We start from the raw sequence: 13872 nt of genomic DNA, 5'->3' as shown, positions 1-13872 counted from the left end.
ACCCTAAATATGGTGGCCGTTTCAGGTCCCATATTTAGGGTTTCGCTTAAAACCCTAAATATGGGATAGAGTCCAAGCTCCATATTCAGGGTTTGGGGCTGTCCCATGAAACGCGGTGACCTGTGTCCGGAGCTTCGGAATACGGCCAGGAAGCTGCCGGATCCCTATGCCAACCACTATGGCGTGATCCCGCCACCGCCGCCCGAAACAGGGATCCGCCTGGGAGCCTTGCTGCCGCGCGTTCAGGCCGGGCGTCAGGCCCTGGCGCGGGTGAACGCCATCGCCGAGGAGCTTAAGGACCCCTACCTGATCAGCCGGACGCTGACCCGGCGCGAAGCCGTCAGTTCCTCCACCATCGAAGGAACGCGGTCCACCCTGGATGAGCTGTTGCTGGTGGAGGAGCAGGGGGACGATGCGGCCCGGGTGGAAGCCAGACAGGTGCGGGACTATGCCCAGGTCTTGGAGACCTTGCTGCCCCAGGCACGACGGCAAGGGAACGCGATCTTCACCCAGGCGCTGATCCAGGACTTGCACCGGGCGGTCATGCGGGATGTCCCGGACTATGCCGATCCCCCGGGCGCCTTGCGGCAAAGGGTGGTCTGGATTGGCGGTGTGAACATCAACCACTCCACCTACAATCCGCCGCCGCCCGATGCCGTGGCGGATTGTCTGACGGAAACCATCGACTATCTGGGCAACACCGGCCTTCAGGCGACGCATCAGGACGTGCTCATCCGGATGGCTGTGGCCCATAGCCATTTTGAGGCCGTGCATCCTTTCCGGGATGGCAACGGCCGTGTGGGACGTCTGCTGTTGCCGCTGATGATGGCGGCGGACGGCCAGGTGCCCCTATACCTGTCGCCTGGTATCGAGGCGCACAAGGACCGCTATTTCGCCAGCCTCAAGGCGGCGCAGCAGCAGTTGCACTGGGCGGAGATGGTGGCGTTCCTGGCAGACATCGTGGTCGAAACGGTGGACGAGTTGATGGCCACCCGGGCGGCCTTGGCGGCCTTGAGGGAGTCATGGGTTGGGCGCCGCCGGTTCCGCAAAGGCTCCGCCGCGCTGACGGCGTTGGACGTGCTGCCGCACTATCCGATCGTGACCGTCAGGCGCCTGGGCGACCTTCTGGATATCAGCGGTCCCCAGGCGGCCATGGCGCTCAAGCAGCTTCAGGACGCGGGTATCGTGGCCGAGAAGACTGGATATGTTCGCAACCGCATATTCGTGGCGACCGAAGCGCTGGCCATCATCAACCGGCCCTTCGGCGCCGACGTTCCGGGCTGAGCTTCACACCGCCTCTGCTACCGCGCCGTCCGGCGGCGTGTTGGTGGCCGGGGCGGGGTCCGGGATGCGCAGGCCGTGGGCGTGGTCCAGCATGCCCTGGGCGATCTCGCGTTCGCCCATGATGACCAGGCTGGCGCCGTGCTGGCGCAGATGATCCACGGCGGCGTCGGTGTGGGCGCGGGCGATGATGTCCAGCTGGGGGTTCCGCTTGCGTGCCTGGGCCACCACCTGGCCGGCCTCGAAGCTGTTGGGCACGGCCACGAACAGCCAGCGGGCGCCCTCGACGTTGGCGGCGGACAAGACCTCGGGCTGGGCGGCGTTGCCGGCGATGACCTCCTGGCCCAGGGCGCGCAGCTGTTCCAGCACGCCCGTATCCTCCTCCACCACCAGCACCGGCGTGCCGCCGTCCGCGCGCAGGGCTTCGCCGACCAGGCGGCCCACGCGGCCATAGCCGATGATGATGGCATGGTCGGTCAGGGCGGTGGGGACGGGGGCGATGGTCGCCTTGGCCGGCGCCTCGGCCTCCTCCGTCACGCCGGTGGTGGTGGCCATCTTCTTCTGCCGCCGGGTCGCCATGCGCTGCAGGCCGATGAAGACCAGTGGGTTCAGCAGGATGGACAGGATTGCGCCCGCCAGGATCAGGCTCTGGCCCGTGGGTGGCAGCAACCCCAGGTCCACGCCGAAGGCCGCCAGGATGAAGGAGAATTCACCGATCTGCGCCAGGCCGCCGGCGATGGTCAGCGCTGTGCCCTCGCTATGACGGAAGGCCCGCACCAGGGCGTAGGCCACCACCACCTTGCCCACCAGGATGATGAGCAGCGTGCCCAGCAGCGGCAGGGGATGGTCGATGATGATGCGCCAGTCGAACAGCATGCCGACGGAGACGAAGAACAGCACGGCGAAGGCGTCGCGCAGCGGCAGGGACTCCTCGGCCGCCTCATGCGCCAGGGGCGATTCGGCCAGCGTCATGCCGGCAAAGAAGGCGCCCAGCGCGAAGGAGACGCCAAACAGTTCGGCGGCGCCGAAGGCCACGCCTAACGCAACGGCCAGCACCGCCAGGCGGAACAGCTCCCGCGAGCCGGTCTGGGCGATGAGGTGCAGGATCCAGGGGATCAGCCGGCGGCCGCCCACCAGCATCAGGGCGACGAACAGCGCCACCTTGCCCAGGGTCATGGCCAGGGTCAGCCCCAGCTTGGACAGGGACGGCGTACCCATGCCGCCCATCAGGTCGCCCAGCGCCGGCAGCAGGACCAGGGCCAGCACCATGGCCATGTCCTCCACCACCAGCCAGCCGATGGCGATCTTGCCACCCTTGGTTTCCATTAGCCGGCGCTCCTGCAGGGTGCGCAGCAGCACCACCGTGCTGGCGACCGACAGGGCCAGGCCGAAGACCAGGCCCGCGCCCAGGCCCCAGCCCATGGCCATGGCCAGGCCCATGCCCATCAGCGTGGCGACGCCGATCTGCGCCAGCGCGCCCGGAATGGCGATCAGCTTCACCGACATGAGGTCGGTAAGGGAGAAATGCAGACCCACCCCGAACATCAGCAGAATGACGCCGATCTCCGCCAGCTGCGACGCCAGATGCTGGTCGGCGACGAAGCCTGGAGTGAACGGGCCCAGCAGGACCCCCGCTAACAGATAGCCCACCAGGGGAGAGATGCGCAGGCGGGTGGCGATGGCGCCCAGGACAAAGGCGCAGCCAAGGCCGCCGACAAGGATGGCGATCAGGGGGGTCTCATGCACCATGGGTGGGGGGTGGCCTCCGGATATGGTTTTGGGGGCGACAATTCGTCCCGGTTTTCGCACCCTAGCAGGCCGGGCCGTCCCGTCCCACCCTGCAAGGGCGTGAATTTTTGTTTCTCTTAAGGATTTTATCCGGGTGGCGGCAAGCGGCAGTGACGGGGGGCACGAGGCCGCCCGCACCGCCGTTTTTCCCGCCTCTCTTACGGCCCCAGCTGCACCACGTTGTCATCGGAGTTGCGGTCGATCAGCTTGTTATAAGGATCGACGCCGACGAAGGCGGGCTTCCTGTCCACCACCAGTTCGATGGTCTGGTCGCCATCGTGGATGGGCTGTTTGGCCAGATGGATGACGTCGGCGTCGGCGAAGTCGCCCTTGCCGGGTTCCTTCAGGAACAGGCCGACGTCGATGGGTTGGCTGAAGGGTTCGGGCGTCTCCTTGCCCTGGCCGTCCGCCTGCATCTTGGCGGTGTGCACCGTCAGGCTGACCTTGTAGCGTCCATCGGCCAGGGGCTCGGCGCTGGAGCCGGTGACCTTCAGGTCGTACAGGACAATCCTCTCCAGCATGTCGCCGATCAGGCCGGCCTGGTCCGGCGCCTCCGCCTTGAGCGCGTCCACCAGGTCGGTGGACAGGGCATAGCGGTCGGTGCGGGCCTTGCTTTCCTTCAACAGGTGGGCCAGCGCCCGGTTGACCACATCCTCACCCAGATAGTCCTTCAGGGCGTACAGGGCCAGCGACCCCTTCTGATAGTGGATGTAGGTCTGGTTCTCCACCCGCACCAGCGGCAGCTCCTCCAGTTCCTCCCGCCCGCGGGCCCCCAGATAGCGGTCCAGCTCATACTTCAGGAACTTGCGCAGCTGGTTGGGGCCGTACTCATGCTCCATGACCATCAGGGCGGTGTACTGCGCCAGGCTTTCCACCAGCAGGGTGTTACCCTGGACGTTGGCGGCCACCAGCTGGTGGCCCCACCACTGATGCGCCACCTCATGGGCCGTCACGTAGAACACGGCGTCGATCTTGGTCTTGTCGCGCAGGTCGGAGATGAAGCCGATCCCCTCGGAATAGGGCACGGTGTTGGGAAAGCTCTGGGCGAAGCGGCTATAGTCGGGGAATTCCAGCACCCGCAACTGCCGGTGCTGATAGGGCCCGAAATTGTCGCTGGCGTAGCTCAACGCCCGCTTCATCCCCTCCAGCATGCGCGGCACGTTCCAGGCATGGGGCTGGTGGTAATAGACCGCCAGGTCCACGGCATGGTCGCCTTCACCCCAATGATCGCGGGCCACGGTGTAGCGCGCGGACAGCCAGGATTCGAAATGGGCGATGGGGCTGTCGGTGCGGTAATGGAAATAGCGGCGGTCGCGGCCGGCGGCGTCCTTGGCGGTCCATTCCTTTTCCAGATAGCCCGGCGCCACGGCCGTCTGGTCCGGCACGGTGGAGATGGTGGTCTCGAAATCCACCAGGTCGGCGTCGCGGCCCAGGTCCGACACCGTCCACTGGCTCTGGTCCTCCAGCTTGGGCAGGCGGTCGATGGGGTCCAGGCCATGCTTGCGGCGGCGGAACTTGTCCTGCAGCAGCAGGCGGTGGTCGAAACCGATGATGGGCAGGGCCCGGCCATAACCGATGAAGCTGCCGTTCGCCACCACCATGGGGGGGCGGGCATGGTTGGTGAAACCGGGGTGCCGCTGGCTGAGGGCGAAATCCAGTCGCCGGCTTTCCCCCGGGGCCAGAGGCTGGTCCAGGGTGAAGATGTAATAGTTCAGGGCGTGGTCTTCGGTGGTGAGCCTGGCGCCCTCCAGCGCCGCCTTCTTCACCACGATGTCGGCCGGCACCACCATGTGCACCTGGGACAGCGGGCCGCCGGTGCGGTTCTCCAGGGTGTAGCGGCCGCGCGCGTCGAAACCCTGGACATCGGGGTAGAGATCCACGTCCACCGCCACCTTGGTGATGCGCGGCTGCGGCAGGGTCTCATACTGGCGATAAGCCCGCTCCAGCGCCACGTCCCGCGCCTCATCGCCCTCCCGGGTGTGGAAGGTGTTCAGGACGTGGGTGTTGTGATGGATCCAGATGCCGCTGCCCACGAAGGCCGCCAGCAGCAGGCCGGCCAGCGCGGCGGTGGGCCGGCTCCAGCCCGTCGCCAGCGCTTGGCCCCGGTCCCGCCAGGTGAGGGCGCGGCTGCGCGGCCATACGATGTGGGTCAGCACCAGCAGCAGCAGGGCCGCCGCCCCCCAGTAGACATCGAACCAGGTGTGGCCCATCAGGAAGGGGCCGTAGCCGTTCATGTCGGACAGACGCAGGTCGGGCGCGCCGCCATAGAGCAGCAGGTTGTCCTCCAGGCCCAGGCGCTGCGCCACCATCAGGAAGACGGTGTACACGACCATGATGGCGTAGCCGACGAACTTGTTGGGCGACAGCACCTGCACGAACAGGGTCAGCGCCGCCACGATCAGCATATCGGGAAAGGCCATGCCCATCAGGGGCGTCAGGTACAGGCCGGGCTCGATCGCCACGGGGCCGCGCAGGATCTGCACGGCCACCGCCGGCAGGATGGCCACCAGCCACAGGCCGGCCAGGACCATGGCCACCGTCAGGAACTTCGACACGGTGAAAACCCAGCCGGGGGCCGGCGTGGCGCCCAGGATATCGGCCATGCCGGCCTGGCGTTCCCGCCACACCAGCTCACCCGTGTAGTAGCTGGCGATGGCCAGGGGGGCGATGGTGAAGGTGCCCAGGATCAGCTCCACCATCAGCCGCGTCACCGGATAGGCCGGGATGCCGTACCATTTGTTCTGGGTCAGCAGCGACGCCACCATGTTGATGACGCTGAGCGTCAGCAGGATCCAGAAGCTGGGGCTGCGCAGGGTGGCACCCACCTCGAACCGCAGACGCCGGCCGGTCATGGACCAGAGGGCGCCGGCGCCCAGGCTGGAGGGGACCGGCCGCAGCGGCGCGGGCGCGGGCCCCTTGTCTTCGGCGGGTTTCGCCGCGGCGGGGCGGGGGCCGCGGCGCACCGCCCAGGCGTCACCCGCCAGGCCGACGCCGAACAGGGCGAAGCCCACGCCGATCCACAAGAGCCGGTTGGCCAAGAGGGCGCCGGCCAGGGCCGGCAGCTGGCTGTTGCGCTCCATCACCGTCCAATAACGGGTGACGTTGGCGTAGGGCGACAGGCCGAACGGGTCGATGTATCCGGCCAGGGTGCGGTACGCGGGCTCCCCCAGGGCGCTGCTGGTGGCGGCATAGACGGCGATCAGGGCGATCATGACGATGTACGTCGCCATCTGTCGCCTGGTGAAGGCGGCCACGGCGAAGAACAGGGCGCCCGTCACCAGCAGGTTGGGCAGGCTGAACACGCCTAGGGCATACACATAATCCAGCGGGCGGAAGGCGCCGAAATGTTCCGGATCCACCCACCAGGCCAGGCGCCCGGCGACGATGCCCCATTGGCAGGAGGAGACGGCGATGGCGCAGGCGACGAAGGCGCCCAGCAGCCGTCCGGACAACAGCAGGGGCCGGGGCACCGGCGTCGCCCCCACCATGCCGGCCATGCCGGTGTCGGCGTCACGCAGCACCGGGTCGGTCAGGCCGCGCAGGCCCACCGTCATGGCGAACAGGCTGAGGATGGCGGCGATCTGCAGCACGACGAAGGGGCTGTCCATGTGGACGCCGTTGCTGCGGCCGCCCACCTGTATCTGCTCCACCGTCGTGGCCAGGAAGGTGATCAGGAAGAAGATGATGAAGTTGATGATCAACGCCGGCTGGCGCAGCTGATAGCGCAGCTCGAACCAGGCGATGCGGGCGATGAGACACAGCGCGGCCATGGGGTGACCTGTCCGTTGCGAAAAAGGGAAGGGCGAAAAGGGGAGGGGCTGGGGCGGGCTGCTCAGGCGGCCAGCACGGCGGGATGCCGCCGCTGGTACAGGGCCGCGAAGTAGACGTCCTCCAGGTCGCCCGGCACCGCGTCGAAGCCCTCGCCCGGATGGGCCTCGGCCAGGACATGCAGCACGCTGCGCCCGCCCACCAGGCGGGTGGCGATGACCTGGTGGGCCTGCCGGTGGGCCTCCACCTCCGCCTTGGCCACCACCTTGCGCCAGATGCGGCCGCGCATGGCCTCGATCAGGGCGGCTGGTTCCCCCTGGGCCACGATCTGCCCGCCCTCGATGATGGCCATGCGGGGGCACAGGTCGGCCACGTCGTCCACGATGTGGGTGGACAGGATGACCACCACGTTCTCGCCGATCTCCGACAGCAGGCCGTGGAAGCGGTTGCGCTCCTCCGGGTCCAGGCCGGCGGTGGGCTCGTCCACGATGATCAGGCGCGGGTCGCCCAGCAGGGCCTGGGCGATGCCGAAGCGCTGGCGCATGCCGCCAGAAAAGCCGGCCAGCGCCTTCTTGCGCACGTCATACAGGTTGGTCTGCTGCAACAGCGCCGCCACCTGCTCTCGCCGCGCGGCCGTGTCGGACAGGCCCTTCAGGACGGCCAGGTGGTCCAGCATCTCCTCCGCCGAGACGCGGGGGTAGACGCCGAATTCCTGCGGCAGATAGCCCAGCGCCTGGCGCAGGCGCTGGGGTTCCGCCAGCACGTCGATGCCGTCGAAGGTGATGCGGCCGCTGGTGGGCTGCTGCAGCGTGGCGATGGTGCGCATCAGGGTGGATTTGCCGGCACCGTTCGGCCCCAGCAGGCCGAACATGCCCCGGGGAATGTCCAGGCTCAGGCCACGCAGCGCCTGCACGCCGTTAGGGTAGGTGTGGGCCAGCCCATCAATCTGCAGCATCGTCTGAAAGTCCCCCGCGTCCGTTTATGCCCGTTTCTCAGGGCATTAGCGTGCATGGTAGGCTATGCCGGGGGTAAATCAACGCCATTATGGGCTGATGGCGTGGGGCCAATTACGCCCACAGCTTGTGGCCGGTCACGTGCCCGTCAGCACGCTGGCGGCCGCGACCGGGACGGGGCTCTGGCCGCTTTTGCGCCGCGGCCGTTTGCGCCGGGGCTTGGCTGGTTCGGAAGCGTCACCAGGCGCGCCAGCGACCGGCGCCACGGGCCCCTCACAGGCCGGGACGTTCCCTTCCGGTGGGTTGTCGGCCGGTGGGTTGTCGGCCGGTGCGCTGTCGGCCCGGGCGCTGTCGGTAGGCGCGATGGCCTCCGTCGCGGGAACCGCCAGGCCATCGACCGCCAGTTGGGCCGCCAGTTCGGCGGCAGGTTCAGCGGCGGTCACGGCCTGGGGCGGGTGCAGCTGCATCCAGGTGTAGACGATGGCCATCAGCACGAAGGCCGTGACCAGCAGTCCGCCGGCCAGCAGGTGCACCATGTCGCCCCGCCGGATGAGGCTGAGGCCGAACAGGATGCAGGCGGCGCACTGTGCCGGCACCAGCAACCGGCCGCCGAGCCGCCGCCAAGGGATGCGCCGCAGATCGCTCCCCGTCAGACTGGTCCACGCCGCCCGCCCTGTCGCGCGCAGGGTGATCAGGCCCTGCCAGATGCCGCCCCGCACCCGCCGCCCCGCTTGGGCGGTGCGGTTCGCCAGGATGGGCATGATCACCCCCAGGCGTGGCCAGCGTGCCAGCCACGGCCGGGCAGGACGGGGCTGGGCGGAATGGGGCTGGGCGGGATGGAGCAGAGGCTGAAGCGCCCGTGCCCGTCCCGCCGCCTGTGCCGCCAATCGGTGCGCCAGCGCCTCTACCCGTCGGCCCGTCTCGGCGCCCTGTGTGCCGGCCCGGCGCAGGACGGTGACCCACTGGCTCTTCAACGCGCCGCTGGACGCGAGCATGCGGCCGGCGATGGCGCTACTGGCCCAGTGAAGCGCGGTCGTGGCCCGGCCCGCCAGGGTGACGGCCCGATCCGCCCCGCGCGCGATGCGCTCTAGCCCTTGCCATATGGCCTCGCCGAGGCGCGGTAGCCAGCCGCCCACCCTCGCCGGACGCCGGGGCAGGGGCGCGGGAGGGCTGAATGGGACGGTCGCTTCCCGCTCCAGCGCGCGCAGGGTGCGGGCCAGGCGCCAGGTCAGGCGGCTGGCCTGGTGGTCCAGGGCGTAGGCCACCCGCACCGCCGTGGCGATCCGGAGGCGGTGCAGGCGTCGGCGCATGCCCGGCGGCGGCATGGTCCGCATCCACCGCGCGGCATGGTCCAGCAATCGGTCACGCCCGTGGCGCAACGTGCCGGCCATGGACTGCGGCATGGTCAGTGTCAGGAACAGGGTGGCGCGATGCGACCTCCCGCGGACGTGGCCAGCCAGGGCGACGGCGACCCGCGCCCAGGCGGCGGCAAGCCACAGGACGGCCAGGGTCCAGGTGATGACGGCCCGCCGGCCCAGGGCGGCGCGGATACGATAGAGGACGCGGGCCGTGGGCCCAGCCGGAATTGGGGTGACCGGAATCGGAAAGGCTTCCGGTTCCATGACCGGAACGAACGGCGGATCGACCCGGTCCCCGGTCGCCGCGTGGCTGATGCCGTCCCCCGACATGATGCCCCTGCGCAGAAGTCCTTCGCGCGGATGGAGCGTGGTCGCCCCCGACCCTCCATCCACCAGACAGTCTGGCAGGTTCATGGCGGCCCGCAAGGCGCCACCCCTATCCCCTTCGGACGGGGCCGGCTACCAGGGCAGGCGGGAGGTGAGTCCTAAGGACAGGGGCCGGTCGCCGCCCGCCTCACAGCGCCAAGCCGAAGGCCAGGCGCAGGCCCTCATGCAGCTGCGTGCCGTAGCCGCCCAGCACGGCCAGGCGCTCGATCACCACCAGGACCAGGGCCGAGAACAGCACCAGGCGCAGGGTGGCGCGCAGACGCCGCTCCGGCTTCACCTTGGTCCACACCCGCAGCAGGGCGGCCAGGAAGCCCAGGCCCAGCAGGACCGCCGCCACCCGCAGGCCCACCACGACGCCCATGGTGCCGAACAGGGCGACCAGCGCCGCCATGCCCAGCAGTACCAGGCGCAGGGTCATGCCCAGGCCCCCGTTCATTTAAAGCCCCCGTTGACTTGAAAAGGCATCAGCGGACGACCTTGACCAGGGCGTGGTTCTTCTTGCCGGACGACAGCTTGATGATGTCGCCGTCGGTGATGTCGGCGGCGGTGATCTTGGCCTGTTCGTCGGCGATGCGGATGTCGTTGGCCTTGGCGCCGCCGCCCTTGATCAGGCGCCGGGCCTCACCGTTGCTGCCCGCCAGGCCGGCGCGCAGCAGCAGGGCGTAGGCGGGAATGCCCTCCTCCAGCTCCGCCAGGCCCACGGCGATGCTGGGCAGGCCCTCGGCGGTCGCCCCCTGCTCGAAGGTCTGGCGGGCGGTTTCGGCGGCGGCGGCACCGGCCTCCTCACCCCGCATCAGGGCGGTGACCGCATTGGCCAGGATCTTCTTGGCCTCGTTGATCTCCGCCCCCTCCAGGGCCTCCAGCCGGGCGATCTCATCCAGCGGCAGCTCGGTGAACAAGCGCAGGAAGCGGCCCACATCCGCGTCCTCGGTGTTGCGCCAGTACTGCCAGAAGTCCCAGTCCGACAGACGTTCCGGGTTCAGCCAGACGGCGCCGTTGGCGGTCTTGCCCATCTTGGCGCCCGAGGCGGTGGTCAGCAGCGGTGCCGTCAGGCCGAACAGCGCCGCTTGCGACACGCGACGGCCCAGCTCCACGCCGTTGACGATGTTGCCCCACTGGTCCGACCCGCCGCACTGCAGCTGGCAGCCATAGCGGCGGTTCAGCTCCACGAAGTCGTAGGCCTGCAGGATCATGTAGTTGAATTCCAGGAAGGTCAGCGGCTGTTCCCGGTCCAGCCGCGTCTTCACGGAATCAAAGGTCAGCATGCGATTGATGGTGAAATGGCGGCCCACGTCGCGCAGGAAGGGGATGTAGGCCAGCTCATCCAGCCAGTCGGCGTTGTTGGCCAGGATGGCGCCGTTGGGACCGGCGTTGAAATCCAGCAGACGGTCCATGGGCTTGCGGATGCCCAGGATGTTCTGGGCGATGGCGTCGTTTGTCAGCAGCTGGCGGGATTCGTCCTTGCCCGACGGGTCGCCAATCTTGGTGGTGCCGCCGCCCATCAGGGCGATGGGGCGGTTCCCCGTCTTCTGCAACCAGCGCAGGATCATGATTTGCACCAGGCTGCCCACGTGCAGGCTGTCCGCCGTGGCGTCGAAGCCGATGTAGCCCGTCACCGGCCCGGCCAGGAAGGCGGCGTCCAGCGCCTCGATGTCCGTGCACTGGTGGAAGAACCCGCGCTCCGTCATGACGCGCAGGAATTCGGACTTGGGGGTGTAGACGGGCGCGCTGCTCATGGATCTGCTTTCGGGCTGTCGGGTTCAGGCCATGGGGACGGAAAGGAAGACGTCTGTTATCATAAACGTCGATGGCGTAAAACGGCGGTATCCCTTTGGCGGTGGAGGTTGGCCATGACGGAAATGGTGTACGCCCTGGGCCTGATGAGTGGCACGTCGCTGGATGGCATCGATGCCGCCCTGATCCGCACCGATGGCCGTGACCGGGTGGAAGCCGGCGCGCACCTGACCGCGCCCTATCCCGAGGCCTTCCGCGACCGCCTGCGCGCGGTGCTGGGCACGGTGGGCGGGCCCGAGGTCACGGCGGTGGAGGGGGAGTTGACCCGCCTGCATGCCGACGCCGTGGCCGCCCTGCTGGACCAGGCCGGGCTGGCGCCGGACGGGGTGGACCTCATCGGCTTCCACGGCCACACTATCCACCACGCGCCTGACCGGCGCGTGACGCGGCAGATTGGCGACGGCGCCTTGCTGGCGGCCCTGACCGGTATCCCGGTGGTGAACGATTTCCGCAGCGCCGACGTGGCTGCCGGCGGCCAGGGCGCCCCCCTGGTGCCGTTGTACCATCGCGCGCTGGCGGCGGGCCTCCCGCGGCCGGTGGCCCTGCTGAACATTGGTGGCGTCGCCAACGTCACCTGGCTGGGGGCGGACGATGACGCTGTGCTGGGCTTTGACACCGGGCCCGGTAACGCCCTGATCGACGACTGGGTAAGGGCCAAGGCCGGGCTGCCCTATGACGCCGACGGCGCTGTCGCCGCCAGCGGCACCGTGGACCAGACCGTCCTGGACGGCCTAATGGCCCACGCCTATTTCACGGCGCCGGCGCCCAAATCGCTGGACCGCGACGCCTTCGATCCATCGCCGGTGGCGCATCTGTCGCCGGCCGACGGCGCCGCCACGCTGACGCACTTCACCGCCGCCGCCGTGGCGGCTTGCGTCGCGCACTTGCCGGAGGCGCCGCGCACCTGGTTGGCCTGCGGCGGTGGGCGGCATAACCGTGCGCTGATGCGGGCCCTGTCCGACCGCCTGGGTGTGACGGTGGGCAATGTGGATGACCTGGGCTGGTCGGGCGACGCGTTGGAGGCCCAGGCCTTCGCCTACCTGGCGGTCCGTTCCCGCCATGGCTTGCCGCTGTCGCTGCCCGGCACCACCGGCGTGCCGGCGCCGCAGACCGGCGGCCGCTACCACCCCGGCCCCATGCGCACGGCGGCCTGATACCATCGGGTGGTCCAGGGCCGCCGGGGTGGGGCCGCCGGGCCTTCAGGCCGCCGTCGGCTGAGCCGCCCGGCGCAGCGATTCCACATCCCGCCGGGGCGGAATCCCGAACATGCGCGCATATTCGCGGCTGAACTGCGATGCGCTTTCATAGCCCACCTGGAAGGCGGCCGTTTCGGCATTGGCCAGGCCTGAAACCATCAGGCGCCGCGCTTCCAGCAGACGCAGCTGCTTCTGGTACTGCAGGGGCGTCATCGCGGTCAGCGCCTTGAACTGGCGATGAAAGGCCGAAGGGCTGAGTCGGGCTTCGGCGGCCAGCTCGTCAACCCTCACGGCTTGCCTGAACCGCTCCCTCAGCAGCCGGATGGCGTCGATGACGCGTTGCGCGTGGCTGCTGGTGAAGGTCATGCGGGCGATGGCGGCCCCCTGGGGACCGGTCAGAAGCCAATAGCAAATCTCCCGCATCAGGGCCGGGTACAGCACGGGGATCGCCTTGGGTGTGTCCAGCAGGCGCATGGCGCGCAGCGCGCAGTCGGCCAGGGGACCCTCGGTGTCGATGACGAACACGCCCGGCCCCGCGCCAACGCCGCCGGGCGGCGGGCCCGGCGGGGCGTCCAGCCCCTCCCACACCTCGCGCATGATGCCGTGGTCCAGGGACAGGACGATGCCCAGGAAGGGCTTGTCGGCGCTGGCCTCGAACACGCTGCCGGAAGCCGGCATCTCCACGCTGACCACCAGCGCCTGGCCCGCCCGGTAGTGAAAGCGCTTGGTTCCGAACGCGGTCCATTTGCCACCCTGGACCACCAGGCACAAGGCCGGCTTGTGCAGGAAGTGGGAGGGCGGCTTCTGATAATCGGTCCGCAGGATGGCGAGGCCGTCGATGGCCGTCATGAACGGGCTGCTTCCCGTCTGACGGTCCGCATACCGGGTCACCGCTTGCACCAGCTCGTCCCGCATACCCAATACTCCTTCTCAACCCCACCCCGTGCGGAGATGGGGGGCGCGGCAGGATCAGGCAAGAAGCAGCGGGGGTCCGGCATTCAGCCATCCGCCCTGGGCACCTATCCTCAGGCCCTGTTCCAGTCCGAGGAGAGCAAGGATGACATCGGAAAATTCAGTGATGACAGGTGGTGACGTGGCGATCGTCACGGGCGGCAGCCGTGGCCTGGGCCGTAGCACCGTGCTGGCGCTGGCCCGGCGCGGCGTGCATTCCATCTTCACCTATCACAGCAACCGGGCCGAGGCCGACGCCGTGGTCGCTGCGGCGGCGGCCCTGGGCGCGAAGGCGGCGGCGGTGCAACTGGATACGGGGGTGACCGCGTCGTTCGCCGCCTTCGTGGACCAGGTTCGCGCCGCGCTGGCCGGTTGGGGCGTGGAGCGCTTCGATTT

General features: G+C 68.8%; 10 protein-coding genes. 3 read left to right on the top strand and 7 right to left on the bottom strand.

All coding sequences use genetic code 11. The features are described from left to right. Positions 1-105 precede the first annotated feature (105 nt). The gene (locus tag I55_RS12740; RefSeq protein ID WP_044560953.1) at positions 106-1284 is read left to right on the top strand and encodes a Fic family protein; all 1179 of its coding nucleotides are present in this window, start codon (positions 106-108) and stop codon (positions 1282-1284) included. Positions 1285-1287: 3 nt separating this feature from the next. On the opposite strand, the gene ybaL is transcribed toward I55_RS12740, so the two are convergent. The 6 genes from ybaL to tyrS all read right to left on the bottom strand — a co-directional run bounded on the left by ybaL (position 1288) and on the right by tyrS (position 11271). Then, the gene (ybaL, locus tag I55_RS12735; protein ID WP_049974067.1) at positions 1288-3030 is read right to left on the bottom strand and encodes a YbaL family putative K(+) efflux transporter; all 1743 of its coding nucleotides are present in this window, start codon (positions 3028-3030) and stop codon (positions 1288-1290) included. Positions 3031-3227: 197 nt separating this feature from the next. Further along, positions 3228-6839, bottom strand: a complete 3612-nt coding sequence (locus I55_RS12730) for a M1 family aminopeptidase (protein WP_044560952.1) — start codon at positions 6837-6839, stop codon at positions 3228-3230. Positions 6840-6901: 62 nt separating this feature from the next. Beyond that, complete coding sequence (locus tag I55_RS12725; RefSeq protein WP_044560951.1) at positions 6902-7792, bottom strand: ABC transporter ATP-binding protein; 891 nt, start codon at positions 7790-7792, stop codon at positions 6902-6904. 135 nt (positions 7793-7927) lie between these two features. Beyond that, entirely contained in the window at positions 7928-9478 is a 1551-nt protein-coding gene (locus tag I55_RS12720; protein ID WP_044560950.1) for a hypothetical protein, read from the bottom strand. 184 nt (positions 9479-9662) lie between these two features. Continuing rightward, entirely contained in the window at positions 9663-9971 is a 309-nt protein-coding gene (locus tag I55_RS12715; RefSeq protein ID WP_044560949.1) for a hypothetical protein, read from the bottom strand. Between the two features lie 28 nt (positions 9972-9999). Further along, positions 10000-11271, bottom strand: a complete 1272-nt coding sequence (tyrS, locus tag I55_RS12710; RefSeq protein ID WP_044560948.1) for a tyrosine--tRNA ligase — start codon at positions 11269-11271, stop codon at positions 10000-10002. A 114-nt stretch (positions 11272-11385) separates the two neighbouring features. Between tyrS and I55_RS12705 the strand changes: the two genes are divergently transcribed. Continuing rightward, positions 11386-12483 carry an anhydro-N-acetylmuramic acid kinase gene (locus tag I55_RS12705; protein WP_044561030.1) on the top strand — a complete coding sequence of 366 codons (1098 nt, stop codon included), beginning with the start codon at positions 11386-11388 and terminating at the stop codon, positions 12481-12483. A 45-nt stretch (positions 12484-12528) separates the two neighbouring features. Here I55_RS12705 and I55_RS12700 read toward each other — a convergent pair whose 3' ends face one another. Further along, positions 12529-13440, bottom strand: coding sequence for an AraC family transcriptional regulator (locus tag I55_RS12700; RefSeq protein ID WP_044560947.1), 912 nt, complete (start codon positions 13438-13440; stop codon positions 12529-12531). A 163-nt stretch (positions 13441-13603) separates the two neighbouring features. Here I55_RS12700 and I55_RS12695 point away from each other — a divergent pair. After that, positions 13604-13872: SDR family NAD(P)-dependent oxidoreductase (locus I55_RS12695; RefSeq protein WP_252181122.1), on the top strand; the 269-nt coding region annotated here is incomplete at its 3' end.

Origin of the sequence: Azospirillum sp. B4, from assembly GCF_000333275.1 — a bacterium.
In the GTDB taxonomy this organism is placed as follows: Bacteria; Pseudomonadota; Alphaproteobacteria; order Azospirillales; family Azospirillaceae; genus Nitrospirillum.
This window is presented reverse-complemented; position numbering and strand designations above follow the sequence as displayed.

What these genes read in the sequence shown, in the direction of transcription:
- I55_RS12740 (WP_044560953.1), top strand. Translation starts at nt 106, where the DNA reads ATGAAACGCGGTGACCTGTGTCCGGAGCTTCGGAATACGGCCAGGAAG.
- ybaL (WP_049974067.1), bottom strand. Translation starts at nt 3,030, where the DNA reads ATGGTGCATGAGACCCCCCTGATCGCCATCCTTGTCGGCGGCCTTGGC.
- I55_RS12730 (WP_044560952.1), bottom strand. Translation starts at nt 6,839, where the DNA reads ATGGCCGCGCTGTGTCTCATCGCCCGCATCGCCTGGTTCGAGCTGCGC.
- I55_RS12725 (WP_044560951.1), bottom strand. Translation starts at nt 7,792, where the DNA reads ATGCTGCAGATTGATGGGCTGGCCCACACCTACCCTAACGGCGTGCAG.
- I55_RS12720 (WP_044560950.1), bottom strand. Translation starts at nt 9,478, where the DNA reads ATGTCGGGGGACGGCATCAGCCACGCGGCGACCGGGGACCGGGTCGAT.
- I55_RS12715 (WP_044560949.1), bottom strand. Translation starts at nt 9,971, where the DNA reads ATGAACGGGGGCCTGGGCATGACCCTGCGCCTGGTACTGCTGGGCATG.
- tyrS (WP_044560948.1), bottom strand. Translation starts at nt 11,271, where the DNA reads ATGAGCAGCGCGCCCGTCTACACCCCCAAGTCCGAATTCCTGCGCGTC.
- I55_RS12705 (WP_044561030.1), top strand. Translation starts at nt 11,386, where the DNA reads ATGACGGAAATGGTGTACGCCCTGGGCCTGATGAGTGGCACGTCGCTG.
- I55_RS12700 (WP_044560947.1), bottom strand. Translation starts at nt 13,440, where the DNA reads ATGCGGGACGAGCTGGTGCAAGCGGTGACCCGGTATGCGGACCGTCAG.